21 protein-coding genes are annotated in these 22,327 nt (G+C 69.8%); 7 read left to right on the forward strand and 14 right to left on the reverse strand.

What is annotated here, in order from left to right; all coding sequences use genetic code 11:
* Nucleotides 1-49 precede the first annotated feature (49 nt).
* Nucleotides 50-1,069, forward strand: coding sequence for a DUF2189 domain-containing protein (locus tag IEY60_RS03560; RefSeq protein ID WP_189023692.1), 1,020 nt, complete (start codon nt 50-52; stop codon nt 1,067-1,069).
* Nucleotides 1,070-1,078: 9 nt separating this feature from the next.
* Here IEY60_RS03560 and IEY60_RS03565 read toward each other — a convergent pair whose 3' ends face one another.
* Both IEY60_RS03565 and aspS read right to left on the reverse strand, forming a co-directional pair.
* Nucleotides 1,079-2,047: a DUF389 domain-containing protein gene (locus IEY60_RS03565; RefSeq protein ID WP_189023694.1), complete on the reverse strand. Its 969-nt coding sequence runs from the start codon at nt 2,045-2,047 to the stop codon at nt 1,079-1,081.
* 76 nt (nt 2,048-2,123) lie between these two features.
* On the reverse strand, nt 2,124-3,941 hold the full coding sequence (gene aspS / locus IEY60_RS03570) for an aspartate--tRNA ligase (protein ID WP_189023696.1): 1,818 nt from the start codon (nt 3,939-3,941) through the stop codon (nt 2,124-2,126).
* Nucleotides 3,942-4,131: 190 nt separating this feature from the next.
* On the opposite strand from aspS, the gene ypfJ reads away from it, so the two are divergent.
* Together ypfJ and IEY60_RS03580 are read left to right on the forward strand one after the other, a co-directional pair.
* Nucleotides 4,132-5,058, forward strand: a complete 927-nt coding sequence (gene ypfJ, locus IEY60_RS03575; protein WP_189023698.1) for a KPN_02809 family neutral zinc metallopeptidase — start codon at nt 4,132-4,134, stop codon at nt 5,056-5,058.
* Between the two features lie 45 nt (nt 5,059-5,103).
* A complete protein-coding gene (locus IEY60_RS03580) occupies nt 5,104-5,604 on the forward strand; it encodes a hypothetical protein (protein WP_189023700.1) in 501 nt (166 codons plus the stop codon).
* Between the two features lie 60 nt (nt 5,605-5,664).
* Here IEY60_RS03580 and IEY60_RS03585 read toward each other — a convergent pair whose 3' ends face one another.
* Nucleotides 5,665-7,299 carry a hypothetical protein gene (locus IEY60_RS03585; protein ID WP_189023702.1) on the reverse strand — a complete coding sequence of 545 codons (1,635 nt, stop codon included), beginning with the start codon at nt 7,297-7,299 and terminating at the stop codon, nt 5,665-5,667.
* Nucleotides 7,296-7,625, reverse strand: a complete 330-nt coding sequence (locus IEY60_RS03590; protein WP_189023704.1) for a type VII secretion target — start codon at nt 7,623-7,625, stop codon at nt 7,296-7,298. Before IEY60_RS03590 ends, IEY60_RS03585 begins: the two co-directional genes overlap by 4 nt.
* 191 nt (nt 7,626-7,816) lie before the next feature.
* On the opposite strand from IEY60_RS03590, the gene IEY60_RS03595 reads away from it, so the two are divergent.
* Nucleotides 7,817-8,791: an NAD-dependent epimerase/dehydratase family protein gene (locus IEY60_RS03595; protein WP_189023706.1), complete on the forward strand. Its 975-nt coding sequence runs from the start codon at nt 7,817-7,819 to the stop codon at nt 8,789-8,791.
* A gap of 11 nt (nt 8,792-8,802) precedes the next feature.
* Here IEY60_RS03595 and IEY60_RS03600 read toward each other — a convergent pair whose 3' ends face one another.
* Together IEY60_RS03600 and IEY60_RS03605 are read right to left on the reverse strand one after the other, a co-directional pair.
* Nucleotides 8,803-9,651 carry an SGNH/GDSL hydrolase family protein gene (locus IEY60_RS03600; protein WP_189023708.1) on the reverse strand — a complete coding sequence of 283 codons (849 nt, stop codon included), beginning with the start codon at nt 9,649-9,651 and terminating at the stop codon, nt 8,803-8,805.
* Between the two features lie 118 nt (nt 9,652-9,769).
* Nucleotides 9,770-10,072 carry a hypothetical protein gene (locus IEY60_RS03605; RefSeq protein ID WP_189023710.1) on the reverse strand — a complete coding sequence of 101 codons (303 nt, stop codon included), beginning with the start codon at nt 10,070-10,072 and terminating at the stop codon, nt 9,770-9,772.
* 60 nt (nt 10,073-10,132) lie between these two features.
* On the opposite strand from IEY60_RS03605, the gene IEY60_RS03610 reads away from it, so the two are divergent.
* The gene (locus IEY60_RS03610) at nt 10,133-11,146 is read left to right on the forward strand and encodes an Rv2578c family radical SAM protein (RefSeq protein ID WP_189023712.1); all 1,014 of its coding nucleotides are present in this window, start codon (nt 10,133-10,135) and stop codon (nt 11,144-11,146) included.
* 9 nt (nt 11,147-11,155) lie between these two features.
* Here IEY60_RS03610 and IEY60_RS03615 read toward each other — a convergent pair whose 3' ends face one another.
* Together IEY60_RS03615 and hisS are read right to left on the reverse strand one after the other, a co-directional pair.
* Nucleotides 11,156-11,800, reverse strand: a complete 645-nt coding sequence (locus IEY60_RS03615; protein ID WP_229739514.1) for a hypothetical protein — start codon at nt 11,798-11,800, stop codon at nt 11,156-11,158.
* Between the two features lie 75 nt (nt 11,801-11,875).
* Nucleotides 11,876-13,150 carry a histidine--tRNA ligase gene (gene hisS, locus IEY60_RS03620; RefSeq protein WP_189023716.1) on the reverse strand — a complete coding sequence of 425 codons (1,275 nt, stop codon included), beginning with the start codon at nt 13,148-13,150 and terminating at the stop codon, nt 11,876-11,878.
* Between the two features lie 85 nt (nt 13,151-13,235).
* Here hisS and IEY60_RS03625 point away from each other — a divergent pair, with 85 nt between their 5' ends.
* Entirely contained in the window at nt 13,236-14,129 is an 894-nt protein-coding gene (locus IEY60_RS03625) for a peptidylprolyl isomerase (protein ID WP_189023718.1), read from the forward strand.
* Nucleotides 14,130-14,406: 277 nt separating this feature from the next.
* Entirely contained in the window at nt 14,407-14,949 is a 543-nt protein-coding gene (locus tag IEY60_RS03630; protein WP_189023720.1) for a hypothetical protein, read from the forward strand.
* Nucleotides 14,950-14,999: 50 nt separating this feature from the next.
* Here the strand turns inward: IEY60_RS03630 and IEY60_RS03635 are convergent, their stop codons facing one another.
* The 6 genes from IEY60_RS03635 to IEY60_RS03660 all read right to left on the reverse strand — a co-directional run bounded on the left by IEY60_RS03635 (nt 15,000) and on the right by IEY60_RS03660 (nt 22,320).
* Nucleotides 15,000-15,422, reverse strand: coding sequence for a DUF4913 domain-containing protein (locus IEY60_RS03635; protein ID WP_189023729.1), 423 nt, complete (start codon nt 15,420-15,422; stop codon nt 15,000-15,002).
* Nucleotides 15,419-17,242, reverse strand: a complete 1,824-nt coding sequence (locus tag IEY60_RS03640) for a TraM recognition domain-containing protein (protein ID WP_189023738.1) — start codon at nt 17,240-17,242, stop codon at nt 15,419-15,421. Before IEY60_RS03640 ends, IEY60_RS03635 begins: the two co-directional genes overlap by 4 nt.
* Nucleotides 17,243-17,284: 42 nt before the next feature.
* Entirely contained in the window at nt 17,285-17,800 is a 516-nt protein-coding gene (locus IEY60_RS03645; protein WP_189024884.1) for a hypothetical protein, read from the reverse strand.
* 68 nt (nt 17,801-17,868) lie between these two features.
* The gene (locus IEY60_RS03650; RefSeq protein ID WP_189023740.1) at nt 17,869-19,530 is read right to left on the reverse strand and encodes a peptidoglycan DD-metalloendopeptidase family protein; all 1,662 of its coding nucleotides are present in this window, start codon (nt 19,528-19,530) and stop codon (nt 17,869-17,871) included.
* Nucleotides 19,531-19,588: 58 nt separating this feature from the next.
* Complete coding sequence (locus IEY60_RS03655) at nt 19,589-19,897, reverse strand: transposase (RefSeq protein ID WP_189023742.1); 309 nt, start codon at nt 19,895-19,897, stop codon at nt 19,589-19,591.
* A complete protein-coding gene (locus IEY60_RS03660) occupies nt 19,894-22,320 on the reverse strand; it encodes a hypothetical protein (RefSeq protein ID WP_229739515.1) in 2,427 nt (808 codons plus the stop codon). The genes IEY60_RS03655 and IEY60_RS03660 overlap by 4 nt, the downstream gene beginning before the upstream one ends.
* Nucleotides 22,321-22,327 lie beyond the last annotated feature (7 nt).

The following is a 22,327-nucleotide window of genomic DNA, read 5'->3' on the forward strand; positions in this document are numbered from 1 at the left end:
ACTGCTGTGCGCCACACCGCAAACCGGTTGAGTCGAAAGGTCTACCACAGTGACCGACACACCGTACGCCGCATCGAGCGATTCACCGGGTGGGTCGCCGCGATCCGGCGGTGGCGGACAGTTCGCCGAGGGCACCGGCCGCCATGAGGGACAGGGGCAGCCGCCCGCGTCCGGTTCCGGACCGAGCAGGCACGGAATGGCCGGTGGCGCAGGCTATCCGCAATTCGAGGGGCCCGGCGCCGCGCAGTACGGCGAGGAGCCGCTCGACCCCGCGCCGCCGATTGCCGGACCGGCCACCGGCACACCACAGTACGGGCCGGCGGGCACCGGTCCCGGTTACGCCGCGCCGCAGGCGAAACCGGACAGTGCCGGGTACGCCGCCGCCCCCGCGCCCGGCGTGTCGGGCACCGGCGGCGGGCAGACGCCGGGTTACTACCATACGGGAGCACAAGCGCTCGATATCGGCCGCTCGCTGAGCTACGGCTGGGAGCGGTTCCGCACCAATCCGGGTCCGTGGCTGGGCGTCACCGCGGTCGGAGTGCTCATCTATCTGGGCATCCTCGCGATCGTCCAGATCTTCGATCCCACCTCGCTGTTCACCGTGCTGTTCCTGTTCCTGATGGTCGCGGTGGGGCTGTGGCTGCTGCAGGCGGTGATGATCCGCGGCGCGCTCTACGAAACCGACGGTTACCCACCGGCTTTCGGGTCGTTCTTCCGATTCGTGAACGCGGGCAATGTCTTGCTGACGGCGCTGCTTGCCTTCGCCGCGACGCTGCTCGCCTCGTCGCTGTGCCTGCTGCCCGGCCTGGTCGTAGGCTTCCTGTGCATGTTCTCGCTGCACTTCGTCATCGATCAGGACTACGGTCCGCTGGAGGCGATCAAGGCGAGCGCGATGCTGGTGCTGGCCAATCTGTGGGCCTCGCTGCTGCTCGCGTTGACGGTCGTGCTGGTCACCATCGTCGGTATGGCGCTGTGTGGGCTGGGACTGTTCGTCGCCGGTCCGGTGTCCGCGATCGCGGTGACGTACTCCTACCGGATGCTCACCGCGGGGCCGGTCGCCCGGGTCTGAACCCCGGGGTCAGTGCTGCAGCGGGGTGCGCATCCCGATGGCCCGCTTGAACCGGCCGACCGGACCCGCCTCGTCGCCCGCGCGCGGCCGCAGCTCGAGCACGAGGACGCCCGCGACGACGATGCCGAGCAGGTTCACCGCCAGCTGACCCACCGACTCGAACGCGCGATGCCACTGGCCGATCGTCGCCGCCACCACCGCGTACCCCGCGGCCGGGACCGTGGTGACGGAGATGAACACGCCGATCAGGGCCGCCGATTTCGCCGTCACCAGCGACAACATGCCGGCCGCTCCGGCCAGGATCGCCACGACCAGTGAGAACGGCCCGACCTGGTAGATGAAGTCCACATCGTGGGCGTCGACGACGCCTTCGGTGGTGATCCAGCCGAGCCGCTCCCACAGCAGGGTCGCGGCCAGCGTGATGACCATCGCCACCGGGAAGGACACGGCCAGCGCGATCACCGAGCGCCGGGCCAGCCGCCAGTTGCGGCGCACCAGCGCCACCGACAGCGCCGCCAGCGGACCGAACTCGGGACCGACCACCATCGCACCGACGATGGTGACCGGCGAGTTCGTCGCCACACCGATCGAGGCCAGCAGGCAGGCGATGGTCAGGAACGCGACGAAGGAGGCATTGAGCGAAGATTCCTCGTGGGTCTCCTCGAGCAGCTGCTCCCACACCACGGCGTCGCTCGGGTCACCGGGTGCGGCCTTGACCGCGCGGTCGGCGGCGTCGGAGAGCGCCGAGTCCACCGGACCGAGCGTGATGCCGCCGGTCTGCTCGAGCCCGAGCGCCTTGACGTCGGCGAGGACCTTGTTGGCTGCCTCGCGCGCCACGTCGGCCTGCACGAGATCGCCGTACGGCTGGACGGCGATCCCGCGCGCGACCGTCAGATGTGTGACCCCCGCGTCGGCTTCGAGCGCCCGCACGAGGGCGTCGGTCTGCTCGGGCGGACTGATCACACGCAGATGCAGCACCGGTGGCCCTTCTGGTCGGTGCCGCCGGGGGCGACACAGGAACTGACCAGAAGGTACCGGCTACGGTCGGCGACCGCTATTTCTCGGCGGCAACGGCTTTCGGCGCGTCGGCGGCGGCCTTGCCGTCGCCCTTGACCTCGGGCTTGGCGTCGATGCCCGCTTCCTTGCGCTGCTGCGCGGTGATCGGGGCCGGGGCGTCGGTGAGCGGGTCGACGCCGCCACCGGTCTTCGGGAACGCGATCACCTCGCGGATCGAGTCCTCGCCCGCCAGCAGCGCGGTGATGCGGTCCCAGCCGAAGGCGATGCCGCCGTGCGGCGGGGCGCCGTAGGCGAACGCGTCGAGCAGGAAGCCGAACTTCTCCTGCGCCTCGTCGTGGCCGATGCCCATCACCTCGAACACGCGTTCCTGCACGTCACGGCGGTGGATACGGATCGAACCGCCACCGATCTCGTTGCCGTTGCAGACGATGTCGTAGGCGTAGGCCAGCGCCGAACCCGGGTCGGTGTCGAAGGTGTCGATCGACTCGGGCTTGGGCGAGGTGAACGCGTGGTGCACCGCGGTCCAAGCCGAGTAGCCCAGGGCGACGTCACCGCTGGCGGTCGCCTCGGCGGTGGGCTCGAACATCGGGGCGTCGACGATCCAGACGAAGGCCCAGGCGTTCGGGTCGATGAGCTCGCACTTGCGGGCGATCTCGCCGCGCGCGGCGCCGAGCAAGGCCCGGCTCGACTTGGTCGCGCCCGCGGCGAAGAACACGCAGTCGCCCGGCTCGGCGCCGACCTGCTTGGCCAGGCCCTCGCGCTCGGCGTCGGACAGGTTCTTGGCGACGGGGCCGCCCAGGGTGCCGTCCTCGTTGATCAGGATGTAGGCCAGGCCCTTGGCGCCGCGCTGCTTGGCCCATTCCTGCCAGGCGTCGAGCTGACGCCGCGGCTGGCTCGCGCCGCCCGGCATGACGACCGCGCCGACGTACTCGGACTGGAACACCCGGAACGGGGTGTTGGCGAAGTAGTCGGTGAGCTCGGTGATCTCGACACCGAAGCGCAGGTCGGGCTTGTCCGAACCGAAGCGGCGCATCGCCTCGGCGTAGGTCATGTGCGGGATCGGGGTGGTGATGTCGTGGCCGACCAGCTTCCACAGCGCGACCAGGATGTCCTCGGCCAGCAGGATCACGTCCTCCTGGCGCACGAAGCTCATCTCGATGTCGAGCTGGGTGAACTCGGGCTGACGGTCGGCGCGGAAGTCCTCGTCGCGGTAGCAGCGCGCGATCTGGTAGTAGCGCTCGATGCCGCCGACCATCAGCAGCTGCTTGAACAGCTGCGGGCTCTGCGGCAGGGCGTAGAAGCTGCCCGGCTGCAGGCGCGCGGGAACCAGGAAGTCGCGGGCGCCCTCGGGGGTCGAGCGGGTCAGCGTCGGGGTCTCCACCTCGATGAACTCGTGGCGGGCCAGCACGTCGCGGGCGGCGGCGTTGACCTTGGAGCGCAGCCGGATGGCGTGGCCGGGTCCTTCGCGGCGCAGGTCGAGGTAGCGGTGCTTGAGGCGGACCTCGTCGCCGGGGGTCTCGTCGAGCTGGAACGGCAGCGGGGCGCTCTCGTTGAGCACGACCAGGTCGGTGACGTTGACCTCGATCTGCCCGGTCGGCAGCTCGGGGTTCTCGTTGCCGTCGGGACGCTGCTCCACCACACCGGTGACCTGCACACAGAATTCCGCGCGGAGCTTGTGGGCCTGTTCGGCGGCTTCGCCCTCGCGGAAAACCACCTGCGCGACACCGGAGGCGTCGCGCAGATCGATGAAGGTCACGCCACCGTGGTCACGACGCCGGGCCACCCAGCCGGTGAGGGTGACGGTCTGACCGGCGTGCTCGCTTCGCAGCGAACCAGCCAAGTGGGTGCGCAGCACGATATTCCTTTCGACGACTCGTCGCACCGGCCGAGACGACCAGGTGCACTGCCATCGTAGTGAGACACGATCCCCGAGGGAAAACCGATATCTCACCTCGCCGTGTCAAGCTTGTGACGCATGCCCGCCGGCGAGGGTCCGTCTGCGGTGAATCGCGCTGCAGGACAACCGAGCGAAGGCGAGTACCGCGATGACCTTCAACGAAGGTATGGAGATCGATCCCGGCCGGGCTTCTTCCGGCGGCGGCCCCGGTATGGGCGGCAAGCTCGCCGTCGGCGGCGGCGCCGGTGGTCTGATCCTGCTCGTGATCACGCTGCTCCTCGGCGGCGATCCCGGCTCGGTGCTCGGCAACTTCACCGGCGTGCAGGAGACCCAGCAGAGTCAGCCGGGCACCGCGGGCACTCCGAGCCATTGCAAGACCGGCGCCGACGCGAACAAGTACGTCGACTGCCGGGTGGTCGCGACGGCGCAGAGCCTGGACGGGGTGTGGTCGCAGGAGCTGCCCAAGCAGACCGGCACCCGCTATGTCGAGCCCGCGCTGGTGCTGTTCTCCGGCGCCGTGTCGACCGGCTGCGGCAATGCCACCAGCGATGTCGGCCCGTTCTACTGCCCCGCCGACCAGACCGCCTACTTCGACACCGCCTTCTTCCAGGATCTCACCGACCGATTCGGCGCCAGCGCGGGCCCGTTGGCCCAGGAATACGTGGTGGCGCACGAGGTCGGCCACCACCTCCAGAACCAGCTCGGCGACATCGGCCGGGCCCAGCGCGACCCGCAGGGCGCGAAGTCCGGCGCGGTCCGCACCGAACTGCAGGCCGACTGCTACGCGGGCATCTGGGCCCATTTCGCCGACAAGCAGCCCGCGCCGGGCAACACCCAGCCGTTCCTGAAGCCGCTGTCGGACAACGACATCCGCGACGCGCTCTCGGCCGCCAATGCCGTCGGTGACGACCGCATCCAGCGCTCCGCCGGGCGCGGCGTCAACCCCGAATCGTGGACGCACGGATCGTCCGAGCAGCGCCAGAAGTGGTTCCTCACCGGCTACAAGACCGGTTCGGTGCAGGCGTGCGATACCTATTCCGCGGGTGACCTGAACAACCCGCCCGGGCTACGCTGACCCCGACGCGACACCGACACATCGTTTTTCGACCGAGGGGACCCCATGCGCCTGACCATGACCGGATTGCTCGTCTGCGCTCTCGCCCTGCCCGGCGTGAGCGCCGTCGCCAACGCCGAGCCGGCGCCGCTACCCCTGATCAGCGTGACGACGATCCCCGACGGCTGGTCCCAGCGCACCGACCTGCGGCCGGTGCTGCAGGTCTTCGCCGACGGCAAGGCCGTGCATTCCCCGGACGCGGTGAGCAAGGACCGCAAGCCCGAGACCGCGGCCAAGCAGGTGACGGGAACCGTTGCCGCGGACGTGATCTCGGCCGCGCGTGACGAGATCAGCGCCCTGCAGGAGGTCGACTTCGGCATCCCGTCCGGCGAGGGCAAGGGCACCACGATCATCGATCTGATGCCGGAGGACCTGGTCGGCGATGCCCACCTCGTCGTCTACTCCCCCGATTCCACCGACGGCCTGAACCCGGACCAGCAGGCCGCCCGCAAGCGCTTCACCGACCTCTGCAAGAAGCTGGTCGACGCCTTCAAGGAAAAGCGCTGAGCTGACGACAACGCCGCCCCGGACACTCGAGCACGGTGTCCGGGGCGGTGTCGTCCGATCTCAGAACCGGTCTTCGTCGGCGTCGCGTTCGTCCTCGTGGACCGCGCCGATGACCTCCGGCGTCGATTCACCGAGCGGGCCGGTGAGATCGTCGTTGCCGGTGCGGCTCTGGTAGGGCTGCACGGTGCGGCCGTGTTCCTCGTCGTTGCTGCGCTGGCCCGCGCCCGCGCCGGCGCCACCGCCCATGAAGCCGGAGCCGCTGGTGCCCGCGGTCGTGGTGTTGCCGAGACCGGTGCCACCCATCGCGGTGGTCATGACGCGACCGCCGGGCAGTGCCGAACCAGGCACGGCCGTCGTGGCTTTCGGGGTCCCCGTGCTCGGGGTGCCACCACCGGAGCCGCCCGATCCGCCGCGGGCGGTGCCGAGCGCACCGAGCGCACCGCCGGTACCACCGGTGCCGCCCGTACCACCGGAGCCGAGGCCCGACGGCGTGGTCGCGCCGGGCGTGGGGGTGGTCGCGGTCGGCGAAGCGCTCGCGGCGGCGGTGGAATCGCCGCCCGTGCCGGACAGTGCGTCCTCGGCCTGGGTGAGCAGCGGTTCGGCGATGTTCTCGGAGGCGGCGCTGAGCACTTCCTCCGGGGAGGGCAGGCCGCTCTGGCCGACGAGTTGCTGCACCACGCCGCCGAGCTGGGCGGTGTGCCCGGCCAGCTGGCCGCGGGTGGAGTTGACGACGGTCACCGCCGAGCCGAGGTGTTCGGTCGCGAGGCCGATCAGCGTGGCCTGGGTGGGCGGCAGCATGATCGTCGGCGCGAGCGCGGTGGCCTGCGCGGCGAAGGTGGTCGCGATCGCCGACAGCTGCGCGTTGCCCGACTGGACGACGGCGGCGGCCTGCTCGGTGAGGGCGGCGATGTCGAAGCCGCGCTGGCTGGTGTCCTGGCCTTCGACCTGGGCCTGCTGACTCGCCGTGCTCGCGGCGTCGGAGGCCTCGCCCTCCCACAGCTGCTGGACCGTCTTGAGGCCGCCCTGGGCCACGCTCATCGCCGAGTCGATCAGGGTCGACGAATTGCTCAGCAGCGTGGTCGGATCGAGCGAGCCGAAGACGCCGGTGCCGAAGCTGCTCAGCAGCTGCAGGATCGGGTCGAACAGCGAGTCGATGCCGGGCAGGGCAGGAATCGACACCCCGTTGAGCAGCGCGGAAACCGGATCCTCGGTCAGCGAGGTCGCGGCGGCCGAGCTCGCTCCGTTGCCCGTGCTCGCCGCGCCGGAGGCCGCCGTGCCGGTGAGCGCGCTCTTGGCCGAATCGAACGCGGTCTGCCCGGTGGCCAGCGCGGGCCCGGCGACCTGGGTGAACGTGCTCTGCACGCCGCTCAGTGCCGCGGACGCGTCGGTGGCGACGCCGGACAGGATGTCCTGCGCGTCGACGGTGCCGCCGGTGCCGAGCCCGGACAGACCCGACAGCCCGGCCGGGGAGACCGCGCCGTTCTGGGTCTCTTCGGTGATCTTCTGCGCGAGGGTGAAGACCGGATCCTCGCTGGTCGCGATGTCCTCGGGCAGTTGCATCAGGGGCACGTCGAGGATGGCCTGGGCGCTGTAGTCGACCGGAACGGCGCCCAGCGCGGACTCGGTCGCGGCGTCGGCGGCGGCCAGGGCGGTGTCGGGCGTGATGACGCCCGCATCGCCGCTCAGCGGCTTCATGCGATGCCTCCGATCCCGGCGGCCTGACGCGCCAGGTCGGCGGCGTTGGTGGCATCGGTCGCGTCGAAGGTCACCGAGGACTTGAACGCGGCGTCGGAGAGCTTGGAGAACTTGGCGGACAGATCGTTGATGTCCTTGGCCTGCAAGGCTTGCGCGGCCGCGAACATCGCCAGGTAGTCGGCGCCGATGAGCCCGAACACCGGGGTCATCGCGGCGACATTGCCCGCCGCGTCGGTGATTCCCGCCGCGGCGATGTCCCCCGCCACTGCGGCGTTCGTCGCCGCGAACGCGGTGACGGCATCGGTTTGCACCGAGAGATCGGTCATGCGAATCCCCCAACTCGTCGTGAAAAGCCTGCCCTGAGACCGCGATCGGTGGCCGCGAAACTCCCGTCGAGGCCGCCCGAGGGCGCAGTGCGCCAAATATAACCGAACACCCCGACCTCTATCGAGCTGTGTCGGCTCCGATCTGCGGGATTCGCTTTCAAAACTAGAACATGTTCTATATCCTCGGCGAAATGAAGGTCGCAGTGACCGGCGCAGCCGGCTACCTCGGAACCAACCTGATCCCGCAGCTCGTCGAGCGTGGCCACGAAGTGGTGGCCATCGATCGTGCCGCACCGACCACGTCCGATCCGGCCGTCACCTGGGTCTCCGGTGACGTGCTCGATCCGGCGTCGATGCGCACGGCGCTGGCGGGCGCCGAGGTTGTCTACCACCTGGTCGCGCTGATCACCCTCGCCGAGAAGAACGATCTGGCATGGCGGGTCAACACCGAGGGTGTCCGGGTCACCGCGGAGGCGGCACTCGAGGTCGGCGTGCGCCGGTTCGTGCACACCAGTTCCATCCATGCCTTCGACCAGTACCGCGCGGGCGGGCATATCGATGAGACCACCGTCCGCTCCACCGATCCCGCACTGCCGGTGTACGACCGGTCCAAGTGGGCGGGTGAGCAGGCGCTGCGCTCGGTGATCGAGCGCGGTCTCGACGCGGTGATCGTGAACCCGACCGGCGTCTACGGCCCGGTCGACTACCCGGAGCGGCTGTCCCGGCTGAACCGCATTGCCGCCGACGCGATGCGCGGGCGCGTGCCGGTGATGATCGGCGGCGGGTTCGACCTGGTCGACGTGCGCGATGTCGCCCATGGGCTGATCCTGGCGGGCGAGAAGGGCCGCACGGGCGAGAACTACCTGCTCGGCGGGTACATGACCGCGTTGATCGACCTGTGCCGGATGGCCGCGGCCCGCACCGGCGCCAAGGGCCCGCGGTTCGCGATCCCGGCCAAGGCGCTCGGCGCCGTGCTGCCGGTGGTCGAGCCGATCAGCAAGCGTCTGGGCTCCGACATCCTGTCCAAGGCGGCGCTCGGCGCGATTCTGTCGGCGCCGGTCGTCGATCACGGCAAGGCCGAACGCGAGCTCGGCTACCGGCCGCGCCCGACCGAAGAGACCGTCGCCGACCTGGTCGACCTGCTGCGCGCACCGCGCAACGCCTGACCCCGACGCCCCTACGCCGCCACGACCGCGCGGATGACGTCGGCCGTCGCCTGCTGCCCGGCGGCGTTGGGGTGCACCGGAGTGGCATTGGGCTGGCCGGGCACCGGCGGCTCGATCCACCGAGTCGCGAGGTCACGGCAGGCGTCGTGTCCGATACCCGGGGTATAGATGTCGATATAGCTCGCCCCGTTGGCTTCGGCCTGCCGCCGCAAGGCGGCATTGAGCTGCTTCTCGACATCCCGCGCGTAGGCGATATCGCCCGCGCTGAGCGGAACCTGCGGATAACAGCTGCCCGATTCCGGCAGCACCGCCGGATATCCGACGACGTACACGCGTGCGTTCGGCGCCAGCGTCCCGATGCGCCCGATGGCCGCACCTATCGCGGGCTCGTAGGCGGCGATGTCGTCGCTGAACCGCGATCCCCAGGTGTCGCGACACGGTGCCCCGACCCCGGCGGCATTACCGAGATTGAGCGATATGCACGAGAGAACCATGGTCTGGAACAGATTGCCGTCGTTACCGCCGACCTGATAGGTGACAACCCTCGTCAGCGGCGACAGCGCGTCGAATTGCGCAGGCTGATCGACATATTGGGCGGTGCTCATGTGCGCGGTCGCCGCCGAGGCACAGCTGACATCGGTGAGCTCCCACCCGGTCGCCGCGGCCAGCCGATGCGGATAGTTCTGCGCCGATCGCGTGCACAGCGGCGGGCTGCCGGGAGCGGGATCGAGCAGGCCGGGCGCGGCGGTATAGGAGTCACCGATCGCGACATACGACACCGGGGGCGCCGAAACGGCAGCCGGAAACAGCAGCCCGAGGACGAGCTGAGCGACGACCGCGGCAAACAACGGTCTTTCCATCGAACACTTCTTACCGAGAAACCCACATCCGGACGCCGGGCCCTACGGTCCGCCACCAGCAATTTTACGCGCACACCAGCTAAAAAGCGGCCGTCCAGTCTGGTCTCTGGGGCCCCATTCAGAGGGCGGCGATGAACACCCCGGAGGCCACCACCAGCCAGGCCGCGGCGATGTTCCATCCGTCCGGCAACGTCGACATCCGCGCGGGCCAGACCAGGCCGAGCAGCACGACGCCCTGGATGACCGCGCCGACATGCGCGACGGTGAGATAGCGCGGCGTCGGCGGAGCGCCCGATCGCATGCGCAAAGCCGTCATCGGATAGCCGAGAAGCACGCCGTACGCGAGCGTCACCACCCCGCCGACAATGAGAATCTTCTCTGCCGCCGTCATGCCGTTTCCCCTGTTCGTCGAGGAAGCCACTCCGCCCGATTGTAGTGAGTCGAGCTTGACACCACATCGAACACATGTTCGACTCATGGAGTGCGGTGGCAAGCCCAGACCCTCGACGCCGATGACGGCGCCCTGCCCGGATTGACCAGGGCAGGGCTGGTTCGCAGCGTCCGCACACCCGAGTTCGACGGCATCACCTTCCACGAGGTGCTCTGCAAGAGCGCGCTGAACAAGATGCCGGAGAGTTCCTCGCTCCCGTTCCGCTGGACGATCAACCCCATGCGCGGGTGTTCGCATGCCTGCCGGTACTGCTTCGCGCGCGGCAGCCACGAGTATCTGGGCCTCGACGCCGGCGAGGATTTCGATTCCGAGATCGTGGTGAAGACCAATGTCGCCGCGATCCTGCGCCGGGAACTGGCGCGCCGGTCCTGGCAGCGCGAACCGGTGGCGCTGGGCACCAACACCGACCCCTATCAGCGTGCCGAGGGCCGCTATCGCCTGATGCCCGGCATCATCGGCGCCCTCGCGGACTCGGGCACGCCGTTCTCGATTCTCACCAAAGGTCCATTGCTGCGCCGCGATCTACCGCTGCTCACCGAGGCGTCGCGGCGGGTGGCGGTGAGCGTCGCGGTGTCGATCGCCATCCTCGACCCCGACCTGCACCGCAGCCTCGAACCGGGCACGCCGACTCCTCGCGCGCGCCTCGACCTCGTCCGCGCGCTCGCCGACGCGGGCTTCGCCGTCCACGTCATGGCGGCACCGATCATCCCGTGTCTCACCGACAGCAGCGCCCACCTCGACGCACTGTTCGCCGCGATCGCCGACGCGGGCGCCGACAGCGCCACGGCCTTCCCCCTGCATCTGCGCGGCAGCACCCGCGGCTGGTTCCTGAGCTGGCTGGCCACCGAACACCCGGCGCTGCTGCGGCGCTATCGCCAGCTCTACGGCCGCGGCGGCAATGTCACTTCCACCTACAGCGCATGGCTTCGTGATCGTGTCGATCCACTGCTGGTCGCCTATGATCTGCGCCGTCCCCAGGGCCGCACCACACCTACGCCACCGACGCCGGTCCCACCGAATCCGCAGCTCGCGCTGTTCGGTTGAGCCCGCCGCTCACACGAGCGAGGCGACCTCGGAATCGGTGAGCACCACCGGTGACACGGCGTCCTTCTCGCGCACCAGCCGCACCCCGCGATACAGCGGGCGCTCCCCCAGTCCGGCATCGCGTGCCTCGGCCCGCAGCTGCTGCATCAGCACCTCCGAGACCACGACGGCGGCGGCGAGTTCGCTGGCCGCGAGCGCGTCGGCGAGCTTGCGCAAGCCGAGCAGGTGCAGTTCCCGCCCGCTGCCCGCGTCGGTGTACATCGCCAGCGGCACCAGCTGGATGTCGGCGCCCGCGGTCACCTTCAGCACGATCCGGTTCAGCCTGCCCGGAAACACCAGCAGCTGTACGCCGCTCGCGTCCGCGAGATCGATGCGCTGTTCGCCGAGCAGCCGGTGCGCGCGGATCTCGGTGCCGCTCAACCACATCCGCCTGCGCCGGAACGCGAACACATAGCCGATGGTCGGCACCGCGACGACAAGCCCGAGGGCGATGGCGTACGGCCAGCTCACCCACACCGCCGACAGCAGCGTCACGCCGACGCCGACGCCGAGCGCGGCCAGCGCGAGCCTGCGCAACATCGGCGCGAACACTTCGGGCGCCACCAGGTCGATGCCGATCGGTTCCGTCGCCGCCCGCCCGGACTCCCCGTCCACGATGTCCCTCTCCACCCGTACCGGCCCGTCCGGTCCGAGGCGCGGTCAGACTACCGCGCCCCGGACCCGCCTGGCTCAGTTGCCGAGTGCGCTGCGCAGCACGCCGATGACCTCACCGAGGGGCACCTGCCGCTGCTCGCCGGTCGCCATCTCCTTGACCCCGATCGAGTGCTCCTCGAGATCGCGATCGCCCAGCACCAACGTGTATTTCGCGCCGGAACGGTCGGCGCCCTTCATGGCGCCCTTCATCCCGCGTCCGCCGTAGGCCAGGTCGACGCTGATTCCCGCGCCGCGCAGATCGCCGGCGAGCGCGACCAGCCGTGCCTTGGCCGCGTCACCGAGGGCGATGCCGTAGACCTGGCAGCGCGCCGGATCGGCCGCCGCCTTGCCCTCGGCCGCGAGCGCAAGCACGGTCCGGTCGACGCCGATGCCGAAGCCGATGCCCGACAGCGGCTGCCCGCCGAGTTCGGCCATCAGCCCGTCGTAGCGGCCACCGCCGCCGATGCCGGACTGCGCGCCCAGCTTGTCGTGCACGAACTCGAAGGTGGTCTTGGTGTAGTAATCCAGGCCGCGGACCATGCGCGGGTTCACCACGTACGGCACGCCGAGCGCGTCGAGGTGGGCCAGCACCTGCTCGAAGTGCGTCTTGGCCGATTCGGAGAGGTGATCGATCATCAGCGGCGCGTTCGCGGTCAGCTCGCGCACCTCGGGACGCTTGTCGTCGAGCACGCGCAGCGGGTTGATCTGGGCGCGGCGGCGGGTCTCCTCGTCGAGCGGGAGGCCGAGCAGGAACTCCTGCAACAGGTCCCGGTACTGCGGGCGGCAGGTCTCGTCGCCGAGCGAGGTGATCTCGAGCCGGAACCCGTCCAGGCCGAGGCCGCGGAATCCGGCGTCGGCGATGGCGATGACCTCGGCGTCGAGCGCGGGGTCGTCGACGCCGATCGCCTCGATGCCGACCTGCTGCAGCTGCCGGTACCGGCCTGCCTGCGGACGCTCGTAGCGGAAGAACGGACCGGCGTAGCACAGCTTGAGCGGCAGCTGCCCGCTCTTGTCCAGGCCGTGCTGGATCACCGCGCGCATGACGCCCGCGGTGCCTTCGGGGCGCAGGGTGAAGCTCTCGCCGTTGCGGTCGGCGAAGGTCCACATCTCCTTGCTGACCACGTCGGTCGACTCGCCGACGCCACGCGCGAACAGGGCGGTCTGTTCGAATACCGGCAGCTCGATGTGCCCGTACCCGGCGAGTCGGGCGGCGTTGATCAAGCCGTCGCGCACGGCGACGAACTCGGCCGAGCCGGGGGGCACGTAATCCGGGACCCCCTTCGGGGCGGTGAAGCTGCTGGTCTTGGTCACGATCATCCAGTTTTCCCCACGGGCGCCCCTCGCGTCCAACCGGTTACCCTCTAGACGAACCTGACGACACGGGAGGAACGCGGTAGTGCCGAGTAACGAACAGCGACGGGCGGCGGCCAAGCGCAAGCTGGAGCGCCAGCTGGAACGACGGGCCGAGCAGGAGAAGAAGCGCAAGCGCCTCGTGATCGCGGGCTCGGTACTCGGTGTCATCGTGGTCGCCGCCGCCGTGACCGGCGTGTACTTCCTCACCAAGGGCGGCGACGAGCCGGAATCCTCGGCCACGGCGAGCGCGACGACCACCAGCAAGCGCGAACTGCCGCCCGCCGCGGACGCACCCGCGGTCGCGGCCAAGCCTGCCACCGTCGACTGCGCCTACCCGGTCGGCGCCGAGCCCGCGTCCAAGCCGGTGGCGCCGCCGAGCACCACCACGGTCGCCTCCGGACCGGACGCGCCGAAGACCAAGGTGTCCATCGACTCCACCCAGGGCCCGATCGGCCTCGAGCTCGACAGTGCCGCATCGCCGTGCACGGTCAACAGTTTCGTGAGCCTGGCCCAGCAGGGCTACTTCGACAACACCAGCTGCCACCGCATCTCGGCCGAGACCGGCTTCGAGATGCTGCAGTGCGGTGACCCCACCGCCACCGGTATGGGCGGCCCCGGCTACAGCTTCGCCAACGAGTACCCGACCGATCAGTACCCGGCCGACGATCCGAACCTGGAAAGCCCGATCAAGTACCAGCGTGGCGTGATCGCGATGGCGAACTCGGGCCTGACCCCCGAGGGCACCAACGGCAGCCAGTTCTTCCTGGTCTACGGCGACACCATCCTGCCGCCGAAGTACACGATCTTCGGCACCATCGACGAGGCGGGCCTGAAGACGCTGGCGAAGGTCGGCGCCGCGGGCGACGACGGGTCAATGTCGGCGGGCGGCGGCAAGCCGAAGATGCCGATCAGCTTCACCACCGTCAAGGTGGGCTGACAACCCCCGAACACGGCGCCGAACGGGCCGGACACCGCGACGGTGTCCGGCCCGTTTCCGGTGAATCGGCCCCGACACCGACGGAAGATCATCAGAGGCAAGGCAATCCTATGGATCGTCCGGCCGATGCCAGCGCGTTCCGTATTTTCTCCCCCGCCACTCCGTGTCCACCGAAACTTCTCGACACCTCCCTTGCGTGGCTCCGCCAGACATACAGTCGTGTCCTTCGCGCGGTAGGCTCAGATGTCCACTTCCACAGCAGCATCGGGGAGCAGTCATGGCGGAACTCGACGACATCGGCAGCGAAACGGCGTCCATGATGAAAATCATGCTGCAGATGGCCACCCTGGTCGCCCTCAAGTCGCGTGAGCACGGCCAGAAAGAAGCCGAGGCCCGCGCCAAGGCGGTCGAGGCCAAGTTGAAAGAAGCCAGGGAACTCCAGGTCCGCGAGGCCCGCGATCTGAAGGCGAAGGATCCGCGCAATCTGGAACTGGTGCAGATGATGTCGGTCGGCACCAAGGCGACACAGGCGCGCGGACTCACCCTCGAGAAGGACCCGTCCTCACCGTTCGCGAGCACCGCGGCCTCGGCCGGCTCGAATGCGCCGCAGGTGGGCTACGACTCCGTCGAGCGGCGCGCGGCCATCGCGGCGCATCTCGAACGGGCAGGCGTTGCACCGGAATTGGCCGAGGTGCGGATGCTGGTCGAGATGGGACAGGGCATTTCGCCGGACGAGGCGATCCGGCGCACGAACGCGGGCGCGCGGCGGGCAGGCATCGAACGCAGCATCGATCCGCGCGGCATCGAACGCGGCCGCTGACCGAATCGGTGAGCACCGGCAAGGGGGCGGCTCCACCGCCCCCCCGCCGACTAGAACGGCTTGGTCTTCCCCATCGTCCGCATGACGTCCGGGTCGGTGAACTGATCGCGATCCGCCCCGACCTGCTCCTCCAACGGCAGTGGATCGAGCATCTTCTTGTGTCCGTTGCGTACGCTGCAGTACTTGAACGGCCCACGCGGATCGAACAGTTTCGCCATATGCGGGTCCGCGTGATCGAGGAACCAGACACTGATTCCCGGTCCGCCCTGCAACCGGAAATGCTCCCACGCCTGCCACAGCGCGTGCAGTCGCACGGCCGCCTCGGGATGGCGCCACCATTCCGGGCACCACACCGTGTCGCTGATATCGGTGACCTGCCTGCTGTACACCCTGCTCAGGTAGTCGTTGACGAAATCGAAGACATTGCCGTACCCGTTGGCGATGTCGCGCGCGGGTTGCGTTTGTTCGTTCACAGTGGCTTGACCTCCTCGATGTCACCGATCTGATCCGGCGGAGTGGAACTCGACTGCACCGGCGTCCCGATGAGATCGTCGATGCGGGTCTTGCGGGTGGGATCGTTGTATTCGATCGACTGCTTGACCGCCTCGGAGTACTCGGATTCCCACCAGGGCACGGTGCGGACCAGCACGGCGGGCTGACCCGAGGTGAACACCACCGCCCGGCCGCGCGGCAGCGTGGCCAGTCCCTGCGCGGTGAACGTCACCGAGGAACTGAGCGAGCGCGAGTAGCTCTTGCTGTTGCCCGACTGCGACATCGACTGCGAGATCGAGTCGTACTCACCGATCGCCTCGGAGCGGTCACGCAGGAACGCCATGTCGTCGACACCGCTGCCGAGCACCTTGATATTGGCCGCCGACCACAGCGCGCTCATCCCCGCGTCGCCCCAGCAGCGCGCACCCTGAGCCCACGACTGCAGCACGGTCATCACGACGATGCCGCGCGACCCGAAGTGGCTGTACTGCTTGGGCAGATCCTTCCAGCGCACCACGTTGGCCGCCTCGTCGAGCACCGCGAGCAGCGGAATCGGCAGCCTGCCACCGGAAGACAGCGAAGCCTTGCGCATCGCCACGTCGATGACGGCCTCGGTGAGCGCGCTCACCAGCGGCGCGGCCGACCCACGGCCCTCCAGCGACAGGCAGTAGAGCGTGCCGTTGCGCTCGATGAACTCGAGCTCGTCGAACTGCAGGCGGTCGCTGCTGCCACGGGTGATCCACGGATGCACGTTCGACATCTGCAGGCAGCGGACCATCTTCTTGGCCGTGCCGAAAATGCCGCTCTTGGTGCGCTGTTCGGCGTTGTACTGCATGGCGAGGCCGGCCGCGGTGAAGTCGTGGCCCGCGCCGCGCAGATGCTCGATCGGCTCGCTGTTCTGCGGGTTGGTCACCCATTCCCACACCTGGGTGATGGGCTTACCGGCGATCGCGGCGGCCAGGAACAGCCCGGCGAGCAGGTCCTCGGCTTCCGGATCGAAGAAGCTGTCGGTGGTGTCGGCGCCGCCGCTCTCGGCGTCGGCGAAGTGACCAGCCAACCGGGCCGCGCGCATCTCGCAGCCCTCCTTGCGGTGATCGACCCAGGCCAGCGGATCCCAGAACCACGTCGGCCGTTCGCCCGCGACGCCCTGCGGGTCGAAGACGAAGGTCGCGCTGCCTTTGGCCTCGCGCACATTCCGGGTCGCGTCGACCACGTCACGCTTGTTCGACGTGGTCAGCACCGGTCCGATGGCCGACAGGATCGCCGGAATCACGCGCGAGGTGGACTTGCCCTGGCGCGGACCCCAGATGTCGAGGTGCAGATCCTCGTAGGAACCGTAGAGCGGGGTGCCGTCGGCGACGGCGATGCCGATCGGCACACCGGGCGCGTCGTGGGTACCCAGGCGCACACCGAGCTCCTTGGCCTTGGTCCGCACCCCGTCCTCGGTGATCGAGGCGATGGCGCTGCCGCTGCCCATGTGATCGGCCTTGTCGTCGATCGACAACCGGCCCGCGCCCGCGCGCTTCTTCAGCTGCTTGCGGATCACCACATACGCGATGACCGCGGCGATGACCAGCAGCACGATCACCGTGGACGCCCGCGGCCAGTGCAGTTTCCCGCGAGCCAGGTCGGCGACCACCGCGATCGGGTTCACCGGAACGTTCTGCGGCACCACCGACATCGCGTTGCCCAGGTGCAGCGCGACGGCGAGGGTGATCAGCGTCGCAAAGCCGAACACGATCAGGATCAGCGTCGTGTCGGGTCCGATCGCGGCCGGATCCGTCACCTTCTTCTTCGCCACGTGTGCCTCCTTGTGGACCTTGTCGGATGGTGGGTGGGTGTCTCAGCGGAACGCGTCGAGGCGCCAGCCTTGCGGCGTCTGCACCACGGTCGCGATGACCGTGCTCGGCGGTAGGGCCTCGGTCCGCCCGTTCGGGTAGACGACCGTCTGCTCGATGCCGATCTTGTACTGCGCCACCGTGGGATCCGCGCTCGGCGGCGCCTGCTCCCCCGAAGCGAAGGTGAACGCCTCGACGTGGGCCTTCGCCTTGCCCCAGTCCGCCCACTGCAGCGTCGGTTTCGGCGTGTCGGTGGTCCCGGCCGAACTGTCCAGCATACGTATCATGCTGGGCCCCAGCCATTTTCGCGCCCGCTGCAGCGAATCACCTTGCTGCTCGGTCGCCGGGTTCCAGGTGTAGACCTCGCGCAGGGCGACGACCGCGACGCCGTCGGGCGTCGTCGGGTCGACCGTGGTTGCCGCTGCCTCGAGCAGCCGGGTGGTCGACGCGGCGCCGTCCTGGCGCGCGGTATCGGAGTCGCCGCCGCAAGCGGCGACCGAGGTCAGGGCCGCCACGAGCATCACCGCCGGAATGGTGCGGATTCGTGTTCTCTCCCACCAGGTTATCCCTGCTACGCAGCGCCGTGTGGTCACAACACCCTCCTCGCCCGCGCGTCACCCGGCACCGCCACCTCGACGACGCCACCGCCTGCCCCGCCGCTCGACGGCGGCACCGCCTGGATCACCTGACCGTTGCCCGCGTAGATCCCCACCTTCGCCGGTCCTTTCGGCCCGAAATCGCTGAACACCAGGTCACCCGCCGCGACTTTCGCGAGGGGCACCTCCCGGCCGGACTCCCACTGCTGTTCGGCGGTGCGTGGCAACGTCACCGCGCCCGAGGACGCCGCGAACACCGCGGCGGCGGTGAGTCCCGGCCCGTCGAATCCGCCGTTGCTCGGGCCCTGCGCGCCACCGCCACCCCAGACATACGGCGCGCCGAGCCAGTCGTGTGCCGCCTCGACGATCTGCGCGCCGCCGCCACCGGGTTCGGGGGTGAACCGCCCCTGCGCGCCGGGCGCGCGGTACTGCGGTTCCATCGACAGGATGTTGGTGACGTAGGGCTGGGTCTCGGAGTAGTGCGCCGCAACCTGATTGGGCATGCCGCCGGAGGTGAGCACCGCGCCCTCACCGGCGTTGTACCCGGCCAGGGTCAGCGCGGTCAGGTCGCCGGAGACCTTGCCCGCCGCCATCCAGCCCGCGATCTTGTGCGCGATCGCGCACATGTAGCGGGCCTGGCCGATGATCGCGTCGCCGTCGTCCCAGACGCTGGCCGTGCCGTTGCCGTCGGCGTCGATGACATAGGGCAAGCCGTCGTCGGGATTGATGCTCACCGCGGTGCCCGGCAGGAACTGCGCCAGACCCTGCGCGCCTGCGGGCGAGGTGAGCCCGCGCCGGAAACCGGACTCCTGCTTGGCCTGTGCGGCCAGCAGCGACGAGGAGATCTCCGGGCAGACGGTGCCCGCCCGGCGATACCAGATCTCCAGTTCCGCGGGCACCTTGCCGTCGGCGAGCGCGCCACCGGCGCTGCCGAATCCGCGCACACAGTTCGGGTCGACCGAGAACGCGCGCGCGCCACCGACATCCGGGGTCGGCGCGCCGTCGAGCCACGGCATCGGGTCGATCTGGCGGCCACCGGTGAAGCGGCCGCCGGGCACGATCTCGAAATGCAGGTGCGGGCCGCTGGATTCGCCCGCGGAGCCGACCATCCCGATCGGCTGGCCCGCGGTGACGGTCTGTCCCGTCCGCACCTTCACACCGTGATCCCACATGTGCCCGTAGACGGCGGAGTACGCGCGCCCGTTGGTGTCGACGGAGTCGACGACGATCCAGTTGCCGAAGCCCGACGCCGGACCGGCGGCCACGACCCGGCCGTCGGAAACCGAGTAGATCGTCGTGCCGTCGGTGGCCGCCATGTCGATGCCCTTGTGATCGCCACCGCGGGAACCGAACACGTCGGACACGGTGAAGGTGCCGATCTCCAGCGGCAGGGTACGGCGCAGCGGACCGACGCCCGCGGCCAGCGAGGGAGTCCCCGTGACGGCGGCGTTGGTTGTCGGCGTCACGGATGCGGCAGCCCGGGCGTCACCGGGCGACTGGCCACCCAGCGGCGGCAGCGTCGGCGCCGACGAACCGTCGAGCACGCCGGAGGTTTCGCAGGTCTCGTCCGAGGAGGGCAGCACGATGACCAGCACGAGCGCGATCAACCCGATGACGGAGCCGAGCGCGGACATCAGCATCGTGCGGGCGTTCACCGGCCGCCTCCATGCGTTCCGCGCCGGGCGCCGGGATCCGGGTCCGCCGCGGCGGTGATCACGTGCGGCGCCGGGTTTCGTTGAGCGTGTCGGCGAGCGTGCGGTTCATCTCGGCGGCGGCGGCCAGCTGCTGTTGCAGCAGCACCACTTTGCGGCGTAGCGCGGTGGCGTCCATCCGGTCCAGGCTCGGGCCCTCGGCCGCGCGCACCCAGTTGCGCACCGAATTGGCGTGCACGCCGATCTGTTCGGCCACCACCCGGCAGGCCTCGGACTCACTGCGCAACTTGTCGGTCAGGGCGACGACCTGCTCGACGGCGGCATTGCGGACCTCGGGCGAGACCCGGCGGTAGGACCGGTGCGGCATCATTGCCGGCCTCCGTTCGGTGTCGGCGGTTCGGGCGGTGTCGTCGACGCCTCCGGCCCGCCGTGGGCAGGCGTGGCGCGCGGGTTGTCGCCGAATTCGCTGAACCGCTGATTCGTGTCGTGGATTCCGCTTTCCTTCTCCGACACCGTGAACTCCATGTGGAAGGGGATGCCGGGACGGCGATCCTCACCGATCTTGAGCAGGAATTTTCCGGTGCCGGGCGGCGACGGCCGCTGCTGGCCGGGGCGCAGCGCTTCACCGGTGAGCGCCTGGGGCGCCGACCAGCCGGTCACCATCTCCTGCTCGGCGGAGGTGAAGGGCACGGTGGAATCGAGCCTGCTGATCTCCTCGGCGGGCAGTGCGCCGAAGATCTTGGCACGGGCACGTTCCAGGAAGCCGATCGCCTTGGCGATCGCGGCGTCCGAACCCAGCGCCTGCAGGTCCTTGATGGTGTGGCTGATCATGATCAGCGCGGTGGCCAGGCCACGCTGCAGACGGGTCAGCTCGTCGACGCGGTCGACCATGAAGTCACCGAGCCCGAGTACCTGCCACAGCTCGTCCATCACCACCTGGAAGTAGCGCTGCGGACCGAGTTTCGCGTCGGCCAGCACGTGCGCGGCCTCGACCGAAGCGAAGCCGTCGGCCCAGCAGGCCAGCATGACCGCGGCCTTGAGCTTCTTGTCGCCGGTGGGGATGTGCGAGACGTCGATGCACACCGCGACGGCGCCGGTGTCGATGGGAACGCTGGTCTGCCCGTTGAAGATCGCGCCGAACGGGCCCTGGGTGAGCGCGCGCAGCGAGCGGCGCAGGTTCTTGATCGCGTGCTGGTATTCGTCGAAGTTGTCGGCGCCCGCGTCGAGCATCAGTTCCGCGCCGCCACCGACGATCACCTCGAGCAGGTTCTCCATGATGGGCGGCTTGTCGGGGGCGTAGTCGCTGCCGGGCTGGTACAGGATGCGCAGCGCGGTCGCGATCAGCGTCTCCTCGAAGTCGGCGACCCTGGCGCCACGCACCAGTTCCACCAGGCCGGCGATCAGCGTCACCTGCCTGGCCCGCAGGTCCTGCAGCACTTGACGTTGCAGCGCGGGGAACTCCTCCAGCCGCGGCACCACCGAACCGAGCACACCGGCGGCGAGCGGGTTCAGTTTGCCGTGGCCGTAGCCGAGGTCGATCACCTGACCGCCGACGAGCTCGACCATCTTGCGGTAGTCGGGTTTCACGTCGGCCAGGATCAGCGGGGTGATGCCCTGGGCGATGCCGCCCAGCACGATCCGGCGCACCAGCGAGGACTTGCCGAAACCGTTGAGGCCGAGCACGAACAGGCTGGGCGCGGTGATGAAGCTGCCGCGCATGAACCAGTTCATCGGGTCGAAGCAGACCGGCGCGCCGGTGTGCAGGTGCGAGCCGAGCGGGGTGCCGATCAGCGGCGCGCCGGCGCCGACCGACCACGGCCACAGGCCGGCGACCTGGGCGGTGGTGGCCCGGTACTCGACCGGGCGGCCGACCACGTTCATCTTGCCGCCGCCGGGGCCGGAGTAGCCGCGGTCGGTCAATTCGGCGGTGGTGCGGTCGAATCCGTCGCTGACGACGGCCTCGGTGCGCGCCTGCGCGTTGTTGCGGCGCAGGTCGTCGGTGTGGATGCGGAAGGTCGCCCAGGCCGCGCGCAGTCCGGACTGCTCGCGGGCGATCATCTCGTAGCGGGCGCGGGTGGCGTCGTCGAGCAGCGACGGGCCGGACTGGGCGCGCCGGTCGGCCTTGTTGCGCGACTTGGCCGAGCGGCCGGTGCCCATCGCCCGATCGGCGACCTCGTCGGGCCGGTCGGCCTTCACCGGGCGCGGCGCCTTGGCGAGCTTGGCCGACTCGGTCGGACGCTTCTTGCGGTGCGGATCCATCGCGCGCGCGTGATCGAGCCGCGGGCCGTGATCCTCGGCGCGGAGCCCGCGCTCGACGCGGGGCTTGGGGGCGCGGTCGGCGTCGGGCCGCGGGCCACGCGGACGCCGCTCCCCCGCGGCGGGCCTGCCGCCACGTGCCTCGTCACCGCGCCTGCCCCGCGCCTCGTCCTCGCGTGGCCTGCGGTTCTCGCGTGGCCTGCGGTGCTCGTCGTCCGTGCGCGGCCTGCGGGTGTCCTCGCCCTGCGGCCCGCGCTCGGCGGCCGGACGACGTGGCTCGTCCGCACGCGGCCTGGCGCCCGGTTCCGCGCCGCGCGACCTACCCTCCCGCGACGTGCGTTCGCGTTCGGCGTGCTCGTCGGCCACGGCCGTACCGCGCGCCGACTCCCGTTCGCCGCGTTCGGTGCGCTCCTCCAGGCCGAGCACGTCGTCGCTCACGCGCGACGAACTCCCGACCGGTCGTGGCTCGCGTTCCCCGCGGATGCGGGGCGGCCGGTGCACGGGCCGTAGCGCGATGTCGTCGAAGTCGCGTCCCATGATCGCC

It is taken from the genome of Nocardia rhizosphaerihabitans (genome assembly GCF_014646295.1).
Taxonomy (GTDB): Bacteria; Actinomycetota; Actinomycetes; order Mycobacteriales; family Mycobacteriaceae; genus Nocardia; species Nocardia rhizosphaerihabitans.